We start from the raw sequence: 24,955 nt of genomic DNA on the forward strand, positions 1-24,955 counted from the left end.
CTTATTTGCCAATAAAAAATTGGTGAGCAGGGGCCTAATGGCCCCTGTTTTATAATGTAAAATTAGACCAACTAAATTAGAGGATTTAACAATGGCGATTACTGCTGCCCAAGTTAAAGAACTTCGTGACCGCACTGGCGCTGGCATGATGGACTGTAAGAATGCACTGACTGAAACTGACGGTGACATCGAGCTAGCGATTGATAACATGCGTAAAAGTGGCGCTGCTAAAGCTGCTAAAAAAGCGGGTAACATCGCTGCTGACGGTGCAATTCTAATTAAGAATGGCGAAGGTTTCGCTGCGCTATTAGAAGTTAACTGTCAAACTGACTTCGTTGCAAAAGACTCAAACTTCCTAGGATTTGCTAACGCAGTACTAGATGTTGCTGCTGCATCAAAAGTGACCATCGAAGACTTAAAAGCACAGTTTGAAGAAACACGTGTTGCACTAGTGACTAAAATTGGTGAAAACATCAACATTCGTCGCGTTGAGTACATCGATGGTGCTAACTTAGCTTCTTACCGTCACGGCGACCGTATCGGTGTTGTGGTTACTGGTGAAGCTGATGAAGAAACATTAAAGCATATCGCAATGCACGTTGCTGCTTCTAAGCCTGAATTCGTTAATCCTGAAGATGTACCTGCAGAACTTGTTGAAAGAGAGCAAGCTCTACAAGTAGAAATCGCCATGAACGAAGGCAAGCCACAAGAAATCGCTGAGAAGATGGTTGTTGGTCGTATGAAGAAGTTTACTGGTGAGATCTCTCTTACTGGTCAAGCTTACATCATGGAACCAAAGAAAACTGTTGGCGAAGTTCTTAAAGAGAAAAAAGCGACAGTAACTAACTTCATTCGTTTAGAAGTTGGCGAAGGTATTGAAAAGAAACAAGAAGATTTTGCTGCTGAAGTAGCTGCACAAATCGCTGCCACTAAAAAGGCGTAATCGCTTTTTCTTTAAAAGACCCTAAGACCGCAGCAATCGCTGCGGTCTTGTTATGATCAGGATCAAAATTATGAGCACCAATCCAAAACCTGCATTTAGACGTATTCTGCTTAAATTAAGCGGTGAAGCATTAATGGGCGAAGAAGGCTTCGGCATCGACCCTAAAGTACTTGATCGTATGGCTCAAGAAGTAAAAGAGCTGGTTGAGTTAGGTATTCAAGTTGGTGTGGTTATTGGTGGTGGTAATCTATTCCGGGGTGAAGGTCTTGCGCAAGCAGGCATGAACCGTGTAGTGGGTGATCACATGGGAATGTTAGCAACAGTCATGAATGGTTTAGCGATGCGTGATGCGCTTCACCGTGCTTATGTCAACGCGCGTCTCATGTCAGCCATTCCGTTAAAGGGTGTTTGTGATGATTACAACTGGGCTGAGGCGATTAGTTTACTTAAGTCTGGCCGAGTAGTGATTTTCGCCGCGGGTACAGGTAACCCATTTTGTACTACCGATTCTGCTGCCTGCTTACGCGGTATTGAAATTGAAGCAGAAGTGGTCTTAAAAGGGACCAAAGTTGACGGTGTTTACTCTGCGGACCCAATGAAAAACCCTGAAGCGGTTAAGTATGATTCGCTCACTTATGCTGAAGTGTTAGAGTCCGAATTTAAGATAATGGACCTTGCAGCATTTACAATGGCGCGTGATCACGATATACCTATTTTAGTGTTTAACATGAACAAGCCAGGCGCACTTCGACGCGTGATTATGGGCGAAGGTGAAGGCACTATTATTAGTAGTCAAAAAAATAGTAGCCCAAAATAACTTCATTATTGCATTAAATAGAGTGCAATCCTTATTTGAGCTGATCTAATGTCTGTGTCATTCTTTATCTATCAGCTCAAAAAATATTTGTGAAAAAAGGAAATTATTGTGATTGAAACAATTATGTTAGATGCGCAAGAGCGCATGGGAAAATGTGTTGATGCAAGTAAAAATCAAATGGCTAAAGTGCGAACTGGTCGTGCACATCCTAGCCTTTTAGATTCTATTCAAGTTTCTTACTACGGTTCGATGACCCCTCTTAAGCAAGTGGCGAACATTGGTATTGAAGACTCTCGTACGCTTAACGTGACAGTGTTTGACCAGACATTAGTTCAAGCAGTAGAGAAAGCCATCATGTCTTCTGATCTGGGTTTAAACCCTATGACAGCAGGCACATCAATGCGTATACCGCTTCCTGCGCTAACTGAAGAGCGTCGTAAAGACTTTATCAAAGTGGTACGCAACGAAGCTGAAAATGGTCGTATTGCTATTCGTAACGTTCGTCGTGATGCAATTACTGAAGTGAAAAAACTTGAAAAAGCCAAAGACTGCACTGAAGACGATGTGCGTCGCAGTGAAGACAGTGTGCAAAAGTTCACCGATACTGCTATTAAGCAGGTTGACCAACTTTTAGCCGCGAAAGAAAAAGAGCTAATGGAAGTTTAAACTTCAGCGTTCAACGCTAGAGTTAATACGCCGTGTAAGTGTATACTACACGGCGTTTGTTTTTTATAGGGTTGTTGTTAATGTCATCTACAAATGATTACGGATCAGGTATTGCTTTACCTTCTGACTTAGCTTCATCAGAGTGTTTACCTGGACAATTATCTGACATCGTTAGGCAGTCTTTGCCTAAACACGTTGCTATTATCATGGATGGTAATGGCCGCTGGGCACAAAACAAAGGCATGCCAAGAGTGGTGGGCCATAAAGCCGGCGTTAAAGCGGTAAGACGTATTGTCAGTGCAGCGAGTCAATTAGGCATAGAATCACTCACTTTATTTGCCTTTTCGAGTGAAAATTGGCGTAGACCCGATAAAGAAGTCAGTTTGTTGATGGAACTTTTTTTTAGCGTATTACAACGTGAAATTAAACGTCTGGATAAAAACCAAGTTCGACTTAATATTATTGGTGACATCAGTCGATTCTCTGCTAGATTACAAACTCAAATTGGACAAGCTCAAGACAAAACTAAACACAACAAAGGTCTTGTTTTAAATGTTGCTGCAAACTATGGCGGGCGCTGGGATATCATGCAAGCAGCTCAAAAGTTAGCCGAAAAAGTCGAAAGTGGCGAAATCAGCAGCAGTCAGATGACCGAAGAGGCATTAAATCAACATTTGTGCATGCAAAATCAAAGCGAAGTTGATTTAATGATAAGAACAGGCGGTGATTACCGCATCAGTAATTTTATTTTATGGCAGGCCGCTTATGCTGAACTCGTGTTCACTGAAACACTGTGGCCTGATTTTGATGAGAAAGCTTTTCATCATGCACTGGCAATGTTTGCCAGCCGCCAGCGTCGTTTTGGTCTGACCGGAAGTCAAATCGAAGAAATACGTACGCTATAATTTTTAAAAGGATTATTTTTTTGCTAAAACAACGAATAATAACAGCACTTTGTTTAATCCCACTAGTATTAGCCGGTATTTTCTGGGTACCTACGGTTTATTTTGCGTGGTGTTTAGTTCCCATCTTTGCGATTGCAGCAAAAGAATGGGGCCGATTTATTGATAAGGAGTGTAATGTTACCCAGTGGTCATTTACCGTCACTGTTACCATTTTACTGGTCGTCATTAATGTAATGTTTCCTGCCGACAGTCTTTGGTTTAAAGGTCATATTAATCCAATGTTTTTAGCGATTATCAGTATTGGTGTTGTCTGGTGGGTATTCAGCACTATCTTGGTGGTTAGTTTTCCTAAAAGTGCTAAATTCTGGCGCGATAGCCACATGTTTAAATCCATGTTTGGCCAATTGACGTTGATCCCTTGCTTTGTGTCCTTAATCGCTCTCAAGTCATTAAGCAGTCATGCTGAGCCTTATTTTGGTGGTTGGTTAGTGTTTATTGTCATGCTAGTGGTTTGGGCAACCGATACCGGCGCTTATTTTGCTGGGCGCACTTTAGGTAAACATAAGTTGATGCCAAGCGTCAGTCCAGCAAAAACCTTAGAGGGTTTAGCCGGTGGATTGTTAACCACTATGTTAATCGTTGCTGCTGTGATGTATGTTTCTCCTGAGCAAGAGGTCGGACTGTTAGTTGTGGTGACCCTTATTACCGCATTAGCCTCTGCATTTGGTGATTTATCAGAAAGTATGTTTAAACGTGTGGCAGAAATTAAAGATTCAGGCAGTATCTTGCCTGGTCACGGTGGTATTTTGGATAGAATTGATAGCCTAACTGCTGCATTGCCTGTATTCACGCTCATTTACATTGCGATGTGGATGTAATTTTGATGCAAAATATGGTTATCCTTGGCGCAACGGGCTCTATTGGCGCAAGTACCTTAAGTGTAATAGCAACAAATGCTGACAAGTTTTGTGTTTACGCCTTAGTTGCCAATTCTAGTGTTGAGAAAATGCATGCTTTATGTGTGACTCATCAACCTGTTTATGCTCACATGGTTAATCAGCAGGCCGCTGTAAAACTCAAAGCATCTTTACCTGCTTGGTGCAAAACCATTGTCACCACATCAGAGCAAGATTTGATTGGATTGGTGACCAGCCAAGAAGTGCATACTGTTATGGCTGCAATTGTCGGCGCAGCTGGGCTTGTATCAACCTTTGCAGCAGTAAAAGCGGGCAAACGGGTGCTACTAGCCAATAAAGAAGCGCTGGTCATGTCTGGTGAACTCTTTATGCACACCGCAAAGACATCAGGGGCGACAATATTACCCGTAGACAGCGAACATAATGCTATTTTTCAGTGTATGCCTGAAGCTGTGCAAGCTAATTTAGGTTATTGCGATATTGCTGGAGAAGGGATTTCACATATTTTATTAACAGGCTCAGGCGGTCCGTTCTTAACTGCAGATTTAGCGTCATTTCCTCACATGAGTCCAGAGCAAGCTTGTAACCACCCCAATTGGTCAATGGGACGAAAAATCTCCGTTGATTCAGCTTCAATGATGAACAAAGGGTTAGAGTATATCGAAGCGCGCTGGCTGTTTAATACTCGTCCAGAACAGTTAAAAGTAGTTATCCATCCCCAAAGCGTTATTCACTCAATGGTGCAATATAAAGATGGCTCCGTTATCGCGCAGATGGGTAATCCTGATATGCGTACGCCGATTGCTCATTGTATGAGCTATCCGCAAAGAATTTCGGCTGGAGTTGAACCTTTAGATTTTTTCAAAGTCGGACAGTTAAGTTTCTTTGAAGCTGATTTTAATCGTTTCCCTTGTTTAAAGTTAGCGATTGATGCATGTAAACAAGGCCAAGAGTCGACAACAGTGTTAAACGCCGCTAATGAAATTGCGGTAGAAGCTTTTTTACAAGGTAGAATTAAATTTACAGATATCGCAATAATAAATGAACAGTGCCTTGTTTCAGTCAGTCCCGCGGCATTGAATTCAATTGAAGATATTATTCGCCTCGACGGCGAAGCAAGAACACAAGCGATGTTAGCGATAAAAACCTTGGCGTAATCAGGAGCAAGATGTTCGATTTTTTTTGGAATTTAGGTTCGTTTATTGTCGCTTTAGGCATTTTAATTACCGTTCATGAATATGGCCACTTTTGGGTTGCACGTAAGTGTGGCGTGAAAGTCGAAAAATTCTCTATTGGTTTTGGTAAAGCTATTTGGCGTAAAGTCGGTAAAGATGGCACCGAGTATGTGGTGGCAATGATCCCATTAGGTGGATATGTCAAAATGCTCGATGAACGGGTTGATACTGTGCCAGAGGAAATGCTTGACCAAGCATTTAACCGTAAAAATGTATGGCAACGCATTGCGATTGTGGCAGCCGGTCCTATGGCTAATTTTATTTTTGCAATAATTGCACTTTATGGCATGTACTTAATCGGTGTGCCGTCAGTTAAACCCGTCATTGATACCACTAAAGCAAATTCTCCTGCTGCGATTATTCAACTGTCAGAACCGCAACAAATAATTGCCGTTTCTGGGCAGAAGGTACGCAATTGGGAAGAAGTCAACTTAGCCTTGGTGGGCCACATAGGTAATGAGCAAGTCGATATTACGCTTGCACCATTATCTCGATTGGAAGGGGGCGAGGTCGCTGGAACTACTTACGAATTAGATATTAGTCAATGGCAGTTTGATCCAGAGAAAGAGTCACCCATTACCGCTATAGGCTTAGGTATATTTAGACCTGGTATTGAGCCCGTTATAGCCGCCATAAGTGATGGCAGCGCAGCACAAATTTCTGGTTTAATGCTTGGCGATCGAATTTTAAGTATTAATCAACAAGATTACAAAGATTGGAATGCGTTTGTTGATGTGATACAAACGTCAGCCAATAAACCAATAGCTATGTTAATTGAGCGGGCAGGTGAGCAGCGTTTAGTTGAAGTTGTTCCTCAAGCTCAAAAAAATGATAGCGGCGACGTCATTGGTATTATAGGCGTTAGTCCTACCGCGGCGCAGTGGCCTGAAAATATGCGCTTTGAGTTACAATATGGCATGATAGATTCCGTCTCCGCCGCAGCTGATAAAACGTGGCAGCTAGTGGTGGTTAGTTTCAAAATGATCGGCAAATTATTTACCGGCGATGTGTCGGTGAAAAACTTAAGTGGTCCCATTTCGATTGCGCAAGGTGCAGGAGCCAGTGCAAATTACGGATTGGTGTACTTTCTTGGGTTTATCGCACTAATTAGCGTTAACTTAGGCATTATTAACTTAATGCCTTTACCTGTGCTAGATGGTGGACACTTGCTGTATTACTTTATTGAAGTGATTACGGGTAGGCCTGTGCCTGAAAAGGTACAGGAAATTGGATTCAGGTTCGGCGCAGCTTTGCTGCTAATGTTGATGAGCGTAGCGCTTTTCAACGATTTTGCCCGACTCTGAGCAGGACAGACAAATAATTAGAAGTGCTCTATGAGATTGAATAAAATTTTTGCCTCGATGTTATTCGTCGGTGCGTCTTATGCGGGAAGCGGTTGGGCAAATACATTCCAACCATTTGAAGTCACAGACATTCAAGTTGAAGGTCTACAGCGTGTAGCATTAGGAGCTGCATTGTTAAATTTACCGGTTAAAGTCGGTGACACAGTTGATCAAGTTAAAATACAACAGGCGATAAAAAGCTTATATGGTTCGACTAATTTCGAAACCATTAATGTCAGTCATGAAAATGGCGTGTTGTACGTTACCGTTAAAGAGCGCCCGACGATTAGTGCGGTGACGTTTGAAGGTAACAAAGATATTAAAGATGAGCAGCTTCAAGAGAGTCTTGATGGTTCTGGTGTCAAAATTGGTGAGTCTTTAGACCGCACAATGTTATCAGGCATCGAAAAGGGCTTACAAGATTTCTACTATGGTGTCGGTAAGTACGGCGCAAAAGTTGAAGCTCAAATTGTTAACTTACCGCGGAATCGAGTGGAGTTGCAGTTTAATTTTACCGAAGGTCTAGCGGCTGAAATTCGTCAAATTAACGTGGTTGGTAACACGGTTTTCACTGACTCTGAATTGATTAGCATGCTTGAGTTGAAAGACTTTGTTGCATGGTGGGATTTATTTGGTGAACGTCGCTATCAAAAACAAAAGTTACAAGCTGACTTAGAAACCATTAAAACTTATTACCACAATCAAGGTTATATTCGTTTTGATGTGACTTCAACGCAAGTTGCTATGACCCCTGACCGTAAAGGACTCTACATTACGATCAACGTCGATGAAGGCGAAAAATATAAAATTAAAGAAGTCAATCTCACCGGCGATTTAATGGGCCGAGAAGAGCTAATGAATGCAATATTGCCGCTTAAAGCTGGCAGTATGTATAACGGTGCGGATGTGACATACACCGAAGAAATGTACAGTAAGTACCTTGGCCGTTTTGGTTATGCTTATCCAGAAGTGAAAATATACCCAGAAATTGACGATGAAAATAAAGAAGTTGTCTTAAATGTCAATGTTCAGCCAGGTAAACGTGTTTATGTTCGCTCAATTAACTTCACCGGTAACACAGTCACAAAAGATGAAGTCATGCGCCGCGAGTTACGTCAAATGGAAGGTGCTTGGTTGAATTCCGCTCAAATTGAGCAGTCCAAAGCTCGTTTGAACCGTTTAGGTTATTTCGAGACAGTTGATACTGAGACAATACAAGTACCAGGCAGTGATGATTTGGTTGATGTGGCTGTGTCGGTCAAAGAGCAGCCATCAGGCTCGTTTAATGCTGGTGTAGGCTATGGTACTGAATCTGGTATAAGCTTGCAGTTTGGTGTTGAGCAAAACAACTTTCTTGGTACAGGTAATCAAGCTGGTGTAAGTGTTAACACAAACAAGTATTCAAAAAGCGCTAATCTTTCCTTTACTGACCCTTATTTTACTAAAGATGGTGTGAGTTTAGGGGGCAGTGTTTACTGGAGCGAGTTTGATGCAAACGAAGCAAACTTAGAGCGCTACAAGAACAACTCTTATGGTGTGTCATTAAATTCAGGTTTTCCTATAAATGAATATAATCGCTTAAACGGTGGTGTTGGGTATCGTCATAATGCCATTTCTGAAATATCTGCTTACGAGCAGGCATTGCGTTTTTATAATGTTTATCGTGACAGTGAAGATCCAAATTCTGACTTATCGTTTGATAATTTTGAACTAAATGGTGGTTGGTTTAGAAGTACCTTAAACCGTGGTACCTTCCCAACGGATGGTTCGTCACAGCGTTTGAATGGTAAAATGACGGTACCTGGGTCTGATCTACAATATTTTAAAACTGACTTTGATACTAACTTCTACTTTCCATTAACGCGTACCCACAGTTTTGTTTTTTTGACTCGCGCACGTTTAGGTTATGCCAACGGCTTTGGTCAGTTTAATGATAACGATCAAATTTTACCATTTTGGGAAAACTATTACTCAGGTGGCAGTAGCTCATTGCGTGGTTTTAAATCCAACTCTGTTGGTCCTAGATCTTTCTATTTAGTGCGTGGCAGTGAGTCATGTGCTCCAGATGCTTCAGGTGATGGCTGTAGCTTACCTGGAGAGCCTAATCAAATTCAGGTTAGCCAGGGCCGCTCTATCGGTGGTAATGCCATCGCAACAGCAAGTATGGAGTTAATCGTTCCTACTCCATTCCTTGATGAAGCTTATACCAATTCAGTTCGTACCAGTTTCTTTGTTGATGCCGGTAACGTGTGGGATACCGAGTTTGACTATGAATCTTATCGAAATCTTCCATCGGAAGAATTTAATAAGCTTGAAGATTACAGTGATCCTGCTCGTCTTCGTGCTTCATGGGGGATGAGTGTGCAATGGTTGTCTCCTATGGGCCCAATGGTCTTTAGTTTGGCATGGCCGCTGAAAGAATACGAAGATGATGAAACAGAGATTTTCTCGTTCAATATTGGCAAAACGTTCTAAAACAAATAAACTCAGCAGGCTTTGCTGAACAAGTATTTATTAACAAGGAGTCTACTTTGAAAAAGATGGTAAATCGCGCATTAGTGACATTGGCTTTTTTAGCTGCACCAATCATGGCGCACGCTGAAAACATTGCTGTAGTGGATATGGGCGAAGTATTTGAACAATTGCCACAACGTGAACAAATCTCAAAATCATTAAAAGCTGAATTTGGTGATCGTGTTGCTCAAGTCCAAAAAATGCAGGAAGAAATGCGTTCATTGGTTGAAAAGCAGCAACGTGATGGTGCGTTAATGAGTGAGACTCAAAAGACTGAAATGGTTCGTAAAATGGAATCGCTAAAGTCAGAGTTTCAATTAAAAGGTAAAGCGCTTGACGAAGACATGCGTCGTCGTCAAGGTGAAGAGCAAAATAAACTGTTAGTACAAGTTCAAAAAGCGATTAATGCCATTGCTGAGAAAGAAAAATATGACATGGTATTACAACGCGGTGCAGTTATTTTTGTTAAGCCAGACGCTGATATTAGCGGTAAAGTGGTTGAAGCGTTAAGTAAAGGTAAATAAGCCCGAATTTAAGGCGAGAAACACTATGCAACAAGTGACTTTAAAAGAAATTGGCCAACTGCTAAATGCCACAGTTCGCGGTGATGATACCCAAATTGTGATGAGTGTAGCCACTTTAGAAGATGCAATAGAAGGCCAATTATCTTTTTTAGCCAACAGTAAGTACCGTGCTCAACTTGAGGCAACTCAAGCGAGTGCGGTATTGCTTACTGAAAAAGATGCAGCAGATTATAAAGGGACAGCAATTATTGTTGCTGACCCTTATGTCGGTTTTGCGCGTGTGGCACAATTACTTGATACCTCGCCTAAAGCGGCTGTTGGTATTCATCCAAGTGCACAAATAGATGCTAGTGCTAAACTCGGTGAAAATGTGTCAATTGGCGCAAATGCTGTGATTGGTGCCAATGTTATTTTAAGTGATAATGTGCAAATAGGTCCTGGCTCTGTGGTTGGCGAGTCTAGCATTATTGGTCAAAATAGCTGCCTATGGGCTAATGTGACTCTATACCATAATGTCCATATTGGTACCGACTGTACTATTCATTCCGCATCGGTTATTGGCTCTGATGGCTTTGGTTATGCCAACGAGCATGGTAATTGGATAAAAATCCCTCAAACAGGGGGTGTTAGAATTGGAAACCGTGTTGAAATTGGTGCTTCTACCAGTATTGACCGAGGCGCGTTATCCCATACCGAAATTCATGACGGTGTTATTATTGATAACCAAGTTCAAATTGCCCATAACGTGGTGATTGGTCAAAACACTGCTATCGCTGGCGGAACCATTGTTGCCGGCAGTTCAACGATTGGTAAATATTGTATTATAGGTGGTGGTTGCGGTATTTCAGGCCATATCAGTATTGCTGATGGCGTGCATATCTCGGGTGGCACTAATGTGACCAGTGTTATTCGTGATAAAGGTGTATATTCTTCTGCTACCATAGCAATGGAGAATAAGTTATGGCGACGCAATACCGTGCGCTTCCGTCAATTGGATGAATTGTTTGCTCGAGTTAAACAGCTTGAGAATACGCAAAAACAAGATTAACTGTCATATTAAACCTCTCATTGAACCTGTTAAGGAAACAAGAGTGTCGAACGAATTAAACACAATGGATATTAAAGAAATCCTTAAGTATCTTCCCCATAGATATCCATTTTTATTGATTGACCGAGTGTTAGATTACGCCGTGGGTGACCATTTACACGCGTTAAAAAACGTGACAATTAATGAACCATTTTTTCAAGGTCATTTTCCTGTTGCGCCTGTTATGCCGGGTGTATTGATTTTAGAAGCAATGGCTCAGGCTACAGGCTTATTAGCATTTAAAACTATGAGTACAGAGCCGCTGCCTAATGTGTTGTACTACTTTGCGGGTATCGACAAAGCGCGTTTTAAACGCGTTGTTGAGCCAGGCGATCAAATCCATTTCCATGTGAAAATGATTAAAGAGCGTCGTGGAATTGGTGTTTTTGAAGGCGAAGCTCGCGTTGATGGCGTTGTTGTGTGTTCTGCTGAAATTATGTGTGCCCGAAGAGAGATTCAAACGTGATAGATAAATTAGCTTTCGTTCATCCAGATGCCAAAATTGGTAACAATGTCACCATTGGACCTTGGAGTTATATCGGTGCTGATGTAGAAATAGGCGATGATACTTGGATTAGCTCGCACGTAGTTATCAAAGGACCTTCGGTTATCGGTAAAGGTAACCGTATCTTTCAGTTCGCCTCAGTAGGTGAAGAGTGCCAAGATAAAAAGTATGCAGGCGAACCGACTCGTCTAATTATGGGTGATAACAATATTATCCGTGAATCTGTCACCATCCACCGTGGTACAGTGCAAGACAATAGCGAGACTCGTATAGGGTCAAACAACTTGTTAATGGCTTATGTGCATGTCGCACATGACTGTGTAGTCGGTAACCATGTCATTATGGCAAATAACGCCTCTATAGCAGGACATGTCCATGTACATGATCATGTTATTTTAGGTGGCATGACCGGCGTGCATCAATTTGTGCATATTGGAGCCCATGCATTTACCGCAGGCTCATCAACTATTTTCCAAGATGTGCCGCCTTTTGTGATGGCCGCTGGTAGTCCAGCAATTCCACGCGGATTAAATGTTGAAGGCTTAAAGCGTCGTGGTTTTAGTAAAGAAACCCAACATGCTATACGCCGTACATATAAAGCGTTATACCGTAAAAATTTAACCCTTGAAGAAGCATTAGCCGAAATAAAACCTGATGCTGATAATGACCCCCATGTTCAAGCCATGGTTGATTTTATTACTAACTCTTCCCGTGGCATTATTCGTTAAGTGATCTAATGAACGATTCAAAACCCCGTATATTTGCCATGGTCGCCGGAGAAATCTCCGGCGATATTTTAGGTGCAGGTTTAATCAAATCCTTACAGCAACGCTATCCAGATGCACAGTTTGTTGGCATTGGTGGCCCTCGCATGGAAAAGTTAGGCTTTCAGTCTTGGTTTTCGATAGAGGAATTAGCGGTGATGGGCATTGTTGAAGTGCTATCGCGCTTGCCACGGCTATTGAAAGTGCGTGCTACTTTGATAGATAAGATTACTGCTATCAAGCCTGATTGCTTTATTGGTATCGACGCGCCTGACTTTAATATTGGCCTTGAGTTTAAACTTAAAAATAAAGGCATCAAAACTGTTCATTATGTTAGCCCTTCAGTATGGGCATGGCGTCCTAAACGGGTTTTTAAAATTGCCAAAGCCACTAATATGGTGCTGTCTTTACTGCCATTTGAAAAAGCCTTTTATGACGAACATAACGTACCCTGTACGTTTGTAGGCCATACTTTAGCTGATGATATTCCGTTTAAAAGTGATAAAGCTGTAGCACGTAAGTTGCTTAATTTAGATCCTGATGCAGAATATTTGGCAGTTTTACCTGGGTCTCGTGGAGGGGAGTTAAAGCAACTCGCTGAGCCATTTGTTAAAGCAGCAATGTTAGTTAAACAACAGTTTCCCGATATAAAGTTTGTTACCCCATTAGTTAATGAAGCGCGTCGGCAACAGTTTTTAGCCGCATTGGCTGAACATGCGCCAGATTTAGAGGTTGAACTTATTGAGGGGCAATCAAGGGAAGTGATGGCTGCTGCAGATTGCATTTTATTAGCATCAGGCACCGCGACATTAGAAGCTATGTTGGTCAAGCGCCCTATGGTGGTGTCTTACCGCGTTAGCCCTATTACGTATGCCATTGCTATTCGCATGATGAAAATCAAAAACTATTCGCTGCCAAACTTACTGGCTAACGAAACAATAGTGCCTGAATTGATGCAAGCCAATTGCCAGCCGCAGTTAATTGCAGATGCGGTGATTAAACAACTTAATCAAGATTTTTCGCCACTGAATGAAAAATTTGAGCAGTTACATCAATTACTTAAATGTAACGCCAGCGAACGTGCTGCCGATGCTGTAGTGGCCTTATTGCCAACGCAGTAATCTGTTGAGGCTAATGAGTAGGATAACCAAATATGTCGACATTACCGCAAGTGATAAAACAGATCACCCCAGAGCAAGTGGCGATAATTTCAGAGGGTATTGTCGCCGGTGTTGATGAGGTTGGCCGTGGTCCTTTAGTGGGAGATGTGGTTACCGCCGCGGTTATTTTAGACCCCACTAAACCCATAATTGGTTTAAACGATTCTAAAAAATTGACTGAAAAACGGCGCAACTCACTGTATCAAGATATTATAGCCAATGCGCTTGCGGTCAGTGTTGGCCGGGCAACTCCGACCGAAATTGATCAAATTAATATTTTACAAGCGACCATGTTAGCCATGCAACGTGCTGTTGCTGGCTTGGATATTGTACCTGAACGCGTATTAGTCGATGGTAATCGCGTACCTGATTTTGGCATTGCTGCCCATGCAATTATTAAAGGCGATGGCTTAGTTGCTGCAATCAGTGCTGCATCCATTATTGCTAAAGTGACCCGAGATAAAGAGATGGATGAGCTTGATGCCAAGTATCCTCAATATGGGTTTGCTAAGCATAAGGGCTATCCTACAAAAGCACATTTTGAAGCACTTGCAAAGTTCGGTGCCATAGATGAACATCGAAAAAGCTTTAAACCGGTTGCAGAATGTTTAGCTAACACGGCAAAGTAATTACCTAGATCCTAATGATTTTAAATCATACCGCTATGAAGCCATTTAAATCTTAGCCGTCTTTATTTCTAGGTGTTAATCTCGATAGTTTCACGTTTGAATAAGCATTGGCTGTAATGTGAATGTTTGCTAGTGTGATTAATAATTTCAACTGCATTGTTTGTATCTTTTTTCCTTCGAAAAATAAGAATTTTATTTATGTCCGATCCTCGTTTTGTGCATTTGCGTGTCCACAGTGACTATTCCATGACAGATGGTGTCGCTAAGGTGAAACCTATCTTAGCAGCAGCAGAAGCGCAGGGGATGGCCGCGATCGCATTGACAGATCAAAACAACTTTTGTGGTTTAGTGAAGTTTTATGGTGGCGCACATGCAGTGGGTATTAAACCTATTGTCGGTGCTGACTTTTGGATGCGAGTGCCTGGTTTTGAAAAAGAATTATGTGCACTTACCATTATTGCAATGGATAACGACGGTTACCAAAACCTCACTCAGTTAATCAGTGAAGCCTATCTTCGCGGTCAAGTTGATGGTCGAGTCGTTATCGATCAAGACTGGCTTGTGACCTATAACAAAGGGATTTTGCTTTTATCGGGTGCTAAAGAGGGCGATATAGGTAAAGCTTTATTAAAAGGCAACCAAGGCCAAGTTGACGACCTCGTCAACTTCTATCAAACGCATTTTAGTGATCGCTATTTTCTTGAACTCATTCGCACCGACCGTGCAGATGAAGAGCGCTATCTACACATGGCGGTTGAACTTGCCGCCAAGACAGGCATTCCTGTAGTTGCTACCAACCAGGTGGTGTTTTTAAAAGCCGATGATTTTGAAGCGCATGAAATTCGCGTCGCTATTCACGATGGCTATACCCTAGTAGACCCTAGACGCCCTAAAACCTACAGTAACGCCCAGTATCTTCGCAGCGAAGATGAAATGTGTGAGCTTTTTAAAGATATTCCTTCAGCGATTAGCAATAGTGTCGAAATAGCCAAACGCTGTAACGTTACCATTAGATTATATGAATACTTTCTGCCGAACTTTCCAACGGGCGACCTATCAATAGAAGACTTCTTGGTTGCCGCGTCAGTTAAAGGGTTAGAAGAGCGCCTTGAGTTTTTATTTCCAGATCCAACCGTGAGAGCCCAAAGAAGGCCTGAGTACGATGAACGCCTAGAGATTGAGCTAAAAGTCATCAACCAAATGGGATTCCCGGGTTACTTCTTAATTGTGATGGAGTTTATTCAATGGGGTAAAGATCAAGGTATTCCCGTTGGCCCTGGTCGTGGTTCAGGTGCGGGATCGTTAGTCGCTTATGCGCTTAAAATTACTGATTTAGATCCCCTTGAATATGATTTACTGTTCGAGCGTTTCTTAAACCCTGAACGTGTATCCATGCCCGATTTCGACGTCGATTTTTGTATGGATCGCCGCGATGAGGTTATCGACCATGTAGCCGAGCTGTATGGCCGTGAAGCGGTATCGCAAATTATTACTTTTGGTACTATGGCGGCTAAAGCGGTTGTACGCGATGTTGGCCGTGTATTAGGTCATCCATATGGGTTTGTTGAACGTCTGACAAAGATGATCCCCGCAGAACCCGGCATGACACTGGCTAAAGCGTTTGAAGTTGAACCTGCGCTGCCTGAAGCCTACGCCGCTGATGAAGATGTCAAAGAGCTTATCGACATGTGTCGCCGCTTAGAAGGTGTGACGCGTAACGCGGGTAAGCATGCCGGTGGTGTGGTGATAGCACCGACTCGCATAACGGACTTTGCGCCACTATATTGTGATGCCGAAGGGTTAAACCCGGTCACTCAGTTTGATAAAAATGACGTAGAAACCGCCGGTTTAGTTAAGTTCGACTTCTTGGGTTTACGTACTTTAACCATTATTGACTGGGCATTGCAGATGATCAATCCGCGCCTAGCCAAACAAGGTAAAGAACCGGTTCGCATCGAAGCGATTCCGCTGGCCGATCCCGCTTGCTTTAAATTACTACAACGTTATGAAACCACCGCAGTATTCCAGTTAGAATCTCGCGGCATGAAAGATCTGATTAAACGTCTACAGCCCGATTGTTTTGAAGACATGATTGCACTGGTAGCCCTTTTCCGCCCAGGGCCTTTGCAATCAGGCATGGTAGATAACTTTATCGAACGTAAACATGGTCGTGAAGCCGTATCTTATCCCGATGCTGAATATCAGCATGAATCGTTAAGAGAATTACTGTCACCGACCTACGGCATTATCTTGTATCAAGAGCAGGTAATGCAGATTGCCCAGGTGCTGTCGGGTTATACCCTAGGCGGCGCGGACATGCTTCGCCGAGCTATGGGTAAGAAAAAGCCCGAAGAAATGGCTAAGCAGCGTGGCACGTTCAAAGAAGGTGCGATTAATAACGGCGTTGACGGCGACTTGTCGATGAAGATTTTCGACTTGGTTGAAAAGTTCGCCGGTTATGGTTTTAACAAATCGCATTCTGCTGCTTACGCATTAGTTTCTTACCAAACATTGTGGCTTAAAACCCATTATCCAGCGCAATTTATGGCCGCGGTAATGTCGGCTGATATGGATAACACAGATAAAATTGTTACCTTGGTTGATGAATGCGAGCGTATGGGATTACCGCTTATTCCGCCCGATGTGAACAAAGGTCAATTCAAGTTCACCGTTGATGATGACTTGAATATTGTGTATGGCATAGGTGCGATTAAAGGCGTGGGTGAAGGCCCTGTCGATTCTATTCTTGAAGCGCGCAAAGATGGACCTTTTATCGATTTATTTGATTTTTGTGCCCGTATCGATCTAAAAAAACTCAATAAACGGGTTATCGAAAAACTGATTTGTGCCGGCGCATTAGATGATCTTGGCCCGCATCGTGCCTCAATGATGGCCACATTACCTGAAGCCATTCGCGCAGCAGCGCAACACGCGAAAGCGCAAGAAATCGGTCAACATGATATGTTTGGTTTGCTTAATGACGAGCCAGACGATAATAAGCAAAATTTTGTTGAATGTACTCCTTGGCCAGACAAAATATGGTTAGAAGGGGAGCGCGATACCCTAGGGTTGTACTTGACCGGCCATCCGATTAATCAGTATTTAGCTGAGTTGAAACAATATACTTCAGCTCGCTTAAAAGACATTCACCCGACTGAGCGCGGTAAAACGGTCAAAGTGGCGGGTTTAGTGGTTGCCACCCGCGTGATGATCACCAAGCGCGGCTCAAAGATGGGCTTGGTGACATTAGATGATAAAAGTGCTCGCTTAGAGGTGATGTTATTCACTGAACCATTTGAAAAATTCGGCCATTTACTTGAAAAAGATCGTATTTTAATCTGTGAAGGTGATGTTAGCTATGATGATTTTGCCGGTGGCAATCGCATGAATGGCCGTAATATCATTGAAATTGGTGAAGCAAGAAGCCATTTTGCTAAAGCGGTTGAACTCAATATCCATGCAGATATATTATCGCCCGAATGGTTAACGAATTTTCAGCAAATACTAATGCCGTGGAAATCAGGCGCTGTGCCAGTAGTGATAAATTATACCAAAAATGCAGCTGCAGGAAGGTTAGTGCTAGGTGATGAATGGCGCGTTAATCCATCAGATGATTTGATGCTGGCCCTAGAAACACAACTGGGTTCCACTAATGTTAAAATTGTCTTTAACTAGGCGTGCACCATGACAGCGAATAACTTAGCTTCGAGTAACCCTGCTTCAAATAGTTTAGCTTCAGCGCACATGACCAAAGAGCAATTACTGAGCTTGCTAGAACAAGCGGTAATGCCTCTTTATCAATTGACGACAGTGCAGGGTGACCCTGCGGCTAAGTTAGTACTGGCTTACAGTGGCGGGGTTGATTCAGAAGTCTTAGCCTATGGACTGAGTGCCTTTGCACACAAACATCCACACATTGCCTGTTTACTTATTCATATACATCATGGGCTCAGCGCCAATGCCAATACCTGGGTGCAACACTGCATAACCCGCGCAGGGCATTACCAATTGCCAGTACAAATTGAGCGCGTTAGCGTTGATAAAGGCCCAAGGCAAAGTTTAGAAGCGCAAGCGCGAGACGCCCGTTATCAAGCATTTGACCGTTATCTTAATCCAGGTGATATTTTACTTACCGCCCATCATCAAGATGATCAACTCGAAACGCTATTGCTAGCATTAAAGCGCGGCCAAGGCCCTAAAGGACTTGGTGCAATGGGCGCCATACAAGCTTATAAGCAAGCTTGGTTAGTGAGACCATTATTAGACATCAGCCGAGATCAAATAGAGCAATTTGCCCTTCAACAGCAGTTGACCCATATTGAAGATGAAAGTAATCAAGACGACAGTTATGATCGTAATTTTCTGCGTCTAGACATTATCCCACGCTTAAAACAACGCTGGCCAAGTATCGCCACAACCGCAGCCAGAAGTGCAGCCTTGTGCGCCGAGCAACAGCAAGTTATTGATGATGAAGTCAGTCATCGCTTACCCCAATGGCTAGTGTTAGCAAGCGATGATGATGCATTACTTACTGAATCAAGTGGCTTTAAGCTCGCAGGTTTTGAACAATTAACAAAAGCCTGGCAAGCATTACTGTTCCGCGGATATTTACTTCACTGTGGGGCTAGCTTACCGTCACAAGCACAATTACAGCAGATGTTGTCACAACTGTTAGCTGCCAAAGACGATGCTAATGTGTCAATTCAATGGGGCAGTTATCAAGTTAAACGCTTTGCTGGAGTTGCTTATGTGCTTAACACCGGTGAGCTTGATACGCCAGAATCAGCCCAACTAAGTGCTGACGTTATCAGCCTTATAAACGGCGATGTGACAGTGTTAAAGATGGATGTTGGTCAACATCAATGTCTTGTAAAAATAGAAACATTTGCTGATAAGCCTTTACTCGCTTTACCATTAACCAGCAGTAAAGTGACCATTCGTTTTGGTGCTACAGGTTCAATTAAATGCCATCCCCAATTTGCCAGTTCACATCGCGTTAAACCACGTGAGCTAAAGAAGCTGTGGCAAGAGTGCAATATCCCCTCCTGGCGTCGCCAGCATATTCCATTAGTGTTTTATGACGAAGTCTTAGTTGGCGCTATCGGATTATGGGTAGATAAACGCTATCTAGCCCAATCAGGGCAAAACGGGATCAGTTTGTTTTAATTGTGAATGTGATTGGATACTCGCTTGCTTATAAACATCAGCAATTTTCAATTTAGCGGAATCTATTACGGTGAGAAAAAGATCTATACAAGTACAAGATAAAAATTTTGTGTTAATCCATGTTTGGTCAAAAATGAGTTCGAAGGAATGATTCAACTAACCAACGCGTTAATGGTTTTGTTATGTTGATTTGTGGCAATCTTAAGCTGATGGAACTTTTAGCTAGAGTAATGGAATGATATCGCTCTGACGGTTTGTTTATATCGTATTGTCGTGACGAAATATACTACATAGTCAGAGCTATCAATGTCCATATGCAGATGTAACCTCAGCTCGGGATAATGAACGCTTACCAAACAGCCCTTTGTCTTGCTAACTGCGTTATTTTTTACACAAGAGCACGTGCAATAGGCCAGTTATTGACGTGTTAATACGCCTTGTTTTCAAAACAAACGACAAGTTTGCTAGAAAATAAGCTAAATCTGTTGAATTCAGCTTATTGAGCCCATCTCTTAACCCGAGTTGAGGTTATGTAGACTCTTTCCATTGTAAATAAATAGCTTACTTTGCAATAGCTTGAGATCGAAAACTACATTGCATTTTAGTAACCGTATGTACCTAATTCAACTATTAATGATTGGTGTGTTTAACTTTGCCTACCAAGGTCTCGGAGCACTAAAATCACATGATCAGAGCTAGCAGGCTCAAATTGGTGCGGCCAGGTGATAGTGGAAACAGGTATTAATACTGGTGCTATTTAGAGACTAGTTCAGTGAATTGAATAACATCGACTCCTATCATGTTAGACAAGTACTGTTCTAAAAAGACTTTATGTGTAGAACCAACAACGATAATGACTCTTTCTCCAGTATGACTTGCGACAACCCGCATAATATTCGACACCATATTAAGGTTTCTTATTTCCCATAGCGCAATCCTTGCTAAACCAGCTTTCGGATCTAAATCTTTGTCAGCAAACAGAATCCAATCTTTATTAATAACATCGGCATTATATTCTTTACTATTTATCCATAAAAATAAGGGTAGCCAATTACCTGATTTCAGGGCTTGGTCTCTCAGTATCTGCGGTTTATTGATATACTCACTTTCAAGAAGTTGCTTTGCATATTTGGATTTTTCATATGAAGGCATTAACTTTTCAACCATATTTGGGTACATATCTTTATCTAGGTGATCATCTATTGGATAAAGACGATTTAGGTTTATCTTAGAGGCTAAAGCGGTGGCAATGGTGATTCTTTCATTATTGCTTGATATGCGCTGATTGAGATAAAGCTGTAACTCAGGTGATATTGAATGAGCTGCTGAAGTTTTATTTAAATACTGCCAGTGTAGTGCAGCTGTATCCGGATAATATCCAGCAATAGCGACTTTAATCACTTCAACGGTTTGCTCTACATTCAGTTCGGAATTTTCTAAAAGAACATTCATTTTAATGATTGCTTCAGTTGACGAAACGGCTAGGATTTGCTGCTCTTTTTTTGCTAACGACAGTAACGTCTCACCGACATAACTTGTCAAAATCTCTTTATATTCTGTCGAGCCATTTTGCATGGTGATAACATCCTCACCTCTTAATGACTCTACTGCTATGGCGGTTGGCTGATAAGTTTCGAGTAAATCGAGAATAGGCAACAGCGTATCTCTATTGAGTTTGTTTTCAATACTATTGAGATGAATGCTGCCAAAAATCATCACCTGGGTTTTGTGTTTAACTTTCTCATTTAATTTATGTATGTCTTGGTCCGCATTAGCGAAGTCAGAGATGAATATAAATAAACTGAGTAAAAAGAATCTCAACATTAAGTTACTCCTTTAATTTTTAAATCGTTAGTATTTCCCTTATCGCTAATGTGACACACGAACATGCTAAATAACAGATACTTAAGTTAATCTAACACTTGTTTTTTGTAAAAAAGATAATTTCCTGCTGTATTGATCAAGCTCAAAAAGACTATTTACTGTTATTAGCAGTCAATAGAATGAGCTATCCCAGTTAATTTTCTGTTTGAAATGTCAGATGTGCTAATCGAAATTAGAATAATAAAGAGTGATGTCGTTATTTCAAATTATGAGTGGCTTGGCTTCCTGCCAAAAGCGCTATTTAGCCCAAGCTGGGCAGCAAGGGATCTGTTTGTTTTAATTGTGAGTTTGGCTAGCCCAACAGTTCATGGGGACTTATTTCCTGCTGCATGCCTATGTTCAGGATGAACGGAATGTCGTGATCACATAAATGTGAAAGAGCGACCTTTATTGCAAATGATCCAGCGAGATGCCAATTCTTGATTTTTAAATCAGCTTCCATGTGGGCTTAACCAAAACAGTGTTTTGGATACTCGCTGGCTCATCTGCACCTGAATTATTGCCTCTTCGATTTAACCTCATTTTTGGACAACAATGAGCTGGCTGAAACTCTATCTTCAGGCTTACCATGACATTTGCTCACCGACACGCGCAAGTATATCCCTATAGCTCGGCCGACCCATCCATGGGACGGACGGTCGTCTCGCAAATACTCATGGTTAGCCTTTACAGTATTTGAGTAGCCTGCCGGATTTGGCAAAATTAACAGTCGAGACCGTATTGGCATATTTAACCTTGCATTTGGACAAAAGCGGGTTGGAAGGTTCATTTTATAAAAGTTTACCCTGATCCGACAAATTTTGATGTTCTTGTTCATCAGCTCGGGAATTTGCTAGCGGCTTCCTATAGACCGATTCTCGCAGATAAGCCCTTGCCATTCGCTAGTAGTTAACGTTTAATAACAGCATGTTATTGATCGGTAGTCTTCCTACAGAGGACTTTCACCTCGTTAGTTTATGCCCATGCTGGGCGTATACAAGTGCATGTTGTCGGACTGATTTTCCGCTGTGCTCCAAACCAACCGCAAATACAGGCGTAATGCGTCTATGTGATAATTGAGCAATGTAACAAGGAATAAACTTTAGTGAAGAAAATAATACAAGGGTCGTTACTGTTATATGCAGCTGTTGTTTGTATCTTTCTGTTTGTTTACTCAAGCTATTTTGGAAACGTTTTAAGTGAAGATCATGAACGGTGGAGTCAGTTTTTTTCTATGTTGGCTGGTATAGGAGCATTAGTATCTCCTCTAGTTGCTGTTACAACAATTTGGTTTTTATACCACCAACATACAGATTCATTAGGATTACAAAAGAAAACTACATTAAAGTCTGAGGCGTTAGCAGAATTTAGAGCTTGCTCTGATTTTATAATTAGTCTTATCATTGAGCCAATATATGCTCATCATATTGCAGAAAATGTCACCAAACGCCTCCATGATCAAGGTATTAGTTTTCAATGCAATCTTTCCAAGGAAACAGGTGATATAGGTATTCAGCTTTCTCAAGATAAAATAATTACTATTGCTAACCTAGCAAAGTTTGGCCATTGGATTATTTTTGCTGAAGCAATGAAAAATGAATATAACGTTGACTTATTTCTTAATAAAGGCATTTTGGATTCAGATTTTGTAGCTCGTGTAGAAACGCTTGCAAAGCAGATTGAGTATTTGGTTTTTCTTGCTGGTGAATGCAAAGATATTGATGTTTCTAATAATAGTCTGAAGTATAGGCTTTCTAGGGTAAACCAAATGATGGAAATATTAATTAAAAATAATTATTTGGATCCAAAAATCAGAGTTGTGTTCACAAGCTATTTCTAGTTAATTGCTAATAACGACGAATTAATAACGACGAAATTAGTGGAGGGCAGGGTAAACATTTTAGGGTAGTCAATAGACGCATGTTATTGAATGGCTTTATCTTCCCTAAATGGTGAGCTCGATGATTGTGCTCGAGGTTTCCCAACTTTATCCTTAACTTTTGATACTTTAATCTACTTTAATCTACTTTAATCTACTTTATAGCTTTAATTCAATGTTTTAATACAAGTTATATTGAGTAGGTTAAGTCAGTCTGTGACTTCAATCTAATCCATTGCCCTGCTGCAGGGATGTTCAGGATGAACTGAATGTCGTGATCACATGGATGTGAAAGAGCTACCCTATTTGCAGATTATCCAGCGAGCCGCTGGCTCTTGATTTTCAAATCAGCACCCGTGTGGCATAACCAAACTAATAACATCCATGTTAAACAGCCAGCTCGGGATTCATGCCTCTCGCTTAAAAATGTTTCACTTAGTGAAACTTCGCCCTGTTTTGGATACTCGCTGGCTCATCTGCACCCGAAATTTTCACATCTTCGATTTAACTTCATTCGTAACAATACAGTAAGAAAAAGCTGGGGTTTAACGTTTGAATTGAGATTATCGAGACTCTTTATTCCGAGAACCCGTGAGCCTGGCATGGATGCCTCGCTAGCTTTCGTTGGAGTTGTGATGGCCTCTTGGTCTGGTGTGGGTCCAGCGCCACGACGTTAGTGGCCGCAGGTCATAAGCACAAACAACAAAAGAAACAGCTGGATCCCGGCTCAACAGCATTACCGGAATGACGTGAAATAAAGCTGGATCCCAAGTCAACAACACTACCTGAATGGCAGTAAATTTAGTCTGATGAAGCTGGAACCTTGCGTTCACAATTCAAACGAAATTTGAAAAAGCCAGCTATGGCGGTAGGCCATAAAAAACTTAACGATTAAGCCAACGCCGATTTAACCACTAGACAAGACACTAATTTCTGTTTGCCATATTGCATTACCTGCGCCAGCTCAGATTGGCTTATTGGCACATAAGCGGCATTAATTGCATCTTTTTGAGCGACAACATATGGGTCGTGAATAAACATAAACTGCTCGTTATAACCGCTTAGAATGACCCAGTGCGGGCCTTTTTCGCCATTAAAGCGGTAAGTGCTGATCATCAGTAAGACCGCATAGCCGTTATCTATCCAGTCTCGAAGCTGAGCCAAACTTGGCGATGCATTGTGCATTTGAATGCTCTGGCTGGTCAGTTGCTGGCAAAATTCATTGTGCACTAGGGTTATTACTTCTTTTTTATTGCTGTCACGTACGCTGTCAATAAAAGGCACAGAAGTGGATTGGCTGTAAACCTCAAGCTGTAACCCGCGTTTTACCCCTGCTAAAGCCAAACCATGCACACTGCAACCCCCATGGCCGCTGGTCATAAAAATAGTGGTGGCTTCACGCCAAATGCTTAACTCATCAATGCGGCTAGGTTGGTAACGCTGATTTACGGCGCTCATGGCCATCATTAGGCAGGCGGCACCACAGGTAAAAGGAGTGGTTTGCACGAACAAAGGCATCTTGATGACTTTACTTGGCCCTGGTGGGTCTAAGCGTTTGTGCATGCGCACGCCGCCGGCCAAATCATCGTAATAATGCACTAAGGTTTTTAGTACCTTATAACCCATTTTTAAATAAAGATTTTTGGCGGCGATATTGTCGTTTCTTACTTCTAGGCGTAATGTAATGAAGCCACGTTCGACCACCGTTTGCTCGCAGCGGGTAACAAGTTCAAAGGCAATGTTACGGCCTCTAAATTCAGCCGCTACGGCAATTGAATACAGCCTTGCTAGGCGAGTACCACGATGAAAAAGCACCAATGCATAAGCGGCGATGATACCGTCGATTTCGGCGACTAATAAGCAGTCTAATGGTGAATTAATAAAGCGTTTCATTTGTCGAGAACTGATTTTGTCGCCACTAAACGCATTCGTTTCAAGGGTATTGAGTTGGGGGAGGTCGCTTAGAATAGCTTGACGCAGCAGCATGAGTAGGCTCGGATTGGTAAACACGATAGTGACTTAATTTACGCGCTAAACC

General features: G+C 41.9%; 19 protein-coding genes. 17 read left to right on the forward strand and 2 right to left on the reverse strand.

Going from position 1 to position 24,955, the window contains the following annotated elements; translation table 11 throughout:
• The first annotated feature begins 91 nt into the window (after positions 1-91).
• From tsf to tilS, 16 genes are all read left to right on the forward strand, one after another.
• The gene (gene tsf, locus ACRWQN_RS08990) at positions 92-943 is read left to right on the forward strand and encodes a translation elongation factor Ts (RefSeq protein ID WP_434925823.1); all 852 of its coding nucleotides are present in this window, start codon (positions 92-94) and stop codon (positions 941-943) included.
• A 70-nt stretch (positions 944-1,013) separates the two neighbouring features.
• On the forward strand, positions 1,014-1,760 hold the full coding sequence (gene pyrH, locus ACRWQN_RS08995) for a UMP kinase (RefSeq protein WP_434925824.1): 747 nt from the start codon (positions 1,014-1,016) through the stop codon (positions 1,758-1,760).
• 123 nt (positions 1,761-1,883) lie between these two features.
• The gene (gene frr, locus ACRWQN_RS09000; RefSeq protein WP_226415966.1) at positions 1,884-2,426 is read left to right on the forward strand and encodes a ribosome recycling factor; all 543 of its coding nucleotides are present in this window, start codon (positions 1,884-1,886) and stop codon (positions 2,424-2,426) included.
• Positions 2,427-2,506: 80 nt separating this feature from the next.
• Positions 2,507-3,331, forward strand: a complete 825-nt coding sequence (locus tag ACRWQN_RS09005; RefSeq protein ID WP_434930018.1) for an isoprenyl transferase — start codon at positions 2,507-2,509, stop codon at positions 3,329-3,331.
• Positions 3,332-3,351: 20 nt separating this feature from the next.
• The gene (locus tag ACRWQN_RS09010) at positions 3,352-4,209 is read left to right on the forward strand and encodes a phosphatidate cytidylyltransferase (protein WP_226410301.1); all 858 of its coding nucleotides are present in this window, start codon (positions 3,352-3,354) and stop codon (positions 4,207-4,209) included.
• Between the two features lie 5 nt (positions 4,210-4,214).
• The gene (gene ispC, locus ACRWQN_RS09015; protein ID WP_434940509.1) at positions 4,215-5,405 is read left to right on the forward strand and encodes a 1-deoxy-D-xylulose-5-phosphate reductoisomerase; all 1,191 of its coding nucleotides are present in this window, start codon (positions 4,215-4,217) and stop codon (positions 5,403-5,405) included.
• An 11-nt stretch (positions 5,406-5,416) separates the two neighbouring features.
• A complete protein-coding gene (rseP, locus tag ACRWQN_RS09020; RefSeq protein ID WP_434930016.1) occupies positions 5,417-6,787 on the forward strand; it encodes a sigma E protease regulator RseP in 1,371 nt (456 codons plus the stop codon).
• A gap of 30 nt (positions 6,788-6,817) precedes the next feature.
• Positions 6,818-9,301, forward strand: a complete 2,484-nt coding sequence (gene bamA, locus ACRWQN_RS09025; RefSeq protein WP_434925826.1) for an outer membrane protein assembly factor BamA — start codon at positions 6,818-6,820, stop codon at positions 9,299-9,301.
• 65 nt (positions 9,302-9,366) lie between these two features.
• Positions 9,367-9,864 (forward strand): OmpH family outer membrane protein, encoded by a 498-nt coding sequence (locus ACRWQN_RS09030; protein WP_434940627.1) that lies wholly within the window; start codon positions 9,367-9,369, stop codon positions 9,862-9,864.
• 25 nt (positions 9,865-9,889) lie between these two features.
• Complete coding sequence (gene lpxD / locus ACRWQN_RS09035) at positions 9,890-10,912, forward strand: UDP-3-O-(3-hydroxymyristoyl)glucosamine N-acyltransferase (protein ID WP_434940510.1); 1,023 nt, start codon at positions 9,890-9,892, stop codon at positions 10,910-10,912.
• Between the two features lie 43 nt (positions 10,913-10,955).
• A complete protein-coding gene (fabZ, locus tag ACRWQN_RS09040) occupies positions 10,956-11,417 on the forward strand; it encodes a 3-hydroxyacyl-ACP dehydratase FabZ (protein ID WP_434940511.1) in 462 nt (153 codons plus the stop codon).
• Positions 11,414-12,184, forward strand: coding sequence for an acyl-ACP--UDP-N-acetylglucosamine O-acyltransferase (gene lpxA, locus ACRWQN_RS09045; protein ID WP_226410295.1), 771 nt, complete (start codon positions 11,414-11,416; stop codon positions 12,182-12,184). The genes fabZ and lpxA overlap by 4 nt, the downstream gene beginning before the upstream one ends.
• An 8-nt stretch (positions 12,185-12,192) precedes the next feature.
• Positions 12,193-13,341: a lipid-A-disaccharide synthase gene (gene lpxB, locus ACRWQN_RS09050; RefSeq protein WP_434940512.1), complete on the forward strand. Its 1,149-nt coding sequence runs from the start codon at positions 12,193-12,195 to the stop codon at positions 13,339-13,341.
• Between the two features lie 32 nt (positions 13,342-13,373).
• Entirely contained in the window at positions 13,374-14,009 is a 636-nt protein-coding gene (gene rnhB, locus ACRWQN_RS09055) for a ribonuclease HII (protein WP_434940513.1), read from the forward strand.
• 198 nt (positions 14,010-14,207) lie between these two features.
• Positions 14,208-17,684 carry a DNA polymerase III subunit alpha gene (gene dnaE, locus ACRWQN_RS09060; protein ID WP_226410292.1) on the forward strand — a complete coding sequence of 1,159 codons (3,477 nt, stop codon included), beginning with the start codon at positions 14,208-14,210 and terminating at the stop codon, positions 17,682-17,684.
• Positions 17,685-17,795: 111 nt separating this feature from the next.
• Complete coding sequence (gene tilS, locus ACRWQN_RS09065; protein WP_434940628.1) at positions 17,796-19,175, forward strand: tRNA lysidine(34) synthetase TilS; 1,380 nt, start codon at positions 17,796-17,798, stop codon at positions 19,173-19,175.
• Between the two features lie 753 nt (positions 19,176-19,928).
• Here tilS and ACRWQN_RS09070 read toward each other — a convergent pair.
• On the reverse strand, positions 19,929-20,999 hold the full coding sequence (locus tag ACRWQN_RS09070; RefSeq protein WP_434940514.1) for a DUF5694 domain-containing protein: 1,071 nt from the start codon (positions 20,997-20,999) through the stop codon (positions 19,929-19,931).
• Between the two features lie 1,144 nt (positions 21,000-22,143).
• Here ACRWQN_RS09070 and ACRWQN_RS09075 point away from each other — a divergent pair.
• The gene (locus ACRWQN_RS09075) at positions 22,144-22,878 is read left to right on the forward strand and encodes a hypothetical protein (RefSeq protein WP_434940515.1); all 735 of its coding nucleotides are present in this window, start codon (positions 22,144-22,146) and stop codon (positions 22,876-22,878) included.
• A 930-nt stretch (positions 22,879-23,808) separates the two neighbouring features.
• Here ACRWQN_RS09075 and ACRWQN_RS09080 read toward each other — a convergent pair.
• The gene (locus ACRWQN_RS09080; protein WP_434940516.1) at positions 23,809-24,927 is read right to left on the reverse strand and encodes a peptidase C39 family protein; all 1,119 of its coding nucleotides are present in this window, start codon (positions 24,925-24,927) and stop codon (positions 23,809-23,811) included.
• Positions 24,928-24,955: the final 28 nt, after the last annotated feature.

The sequence above is a fragment of the Shewanella sp. HL-SH8 genome, assembly GCF_051165765.1.
Classification (GTDB): Bacteria; Pseudomonadota; Gammaproteobacteria; order Enterobacterales; family Shewanellaceae; genus Shewanella; species Shewanella glacialimarina.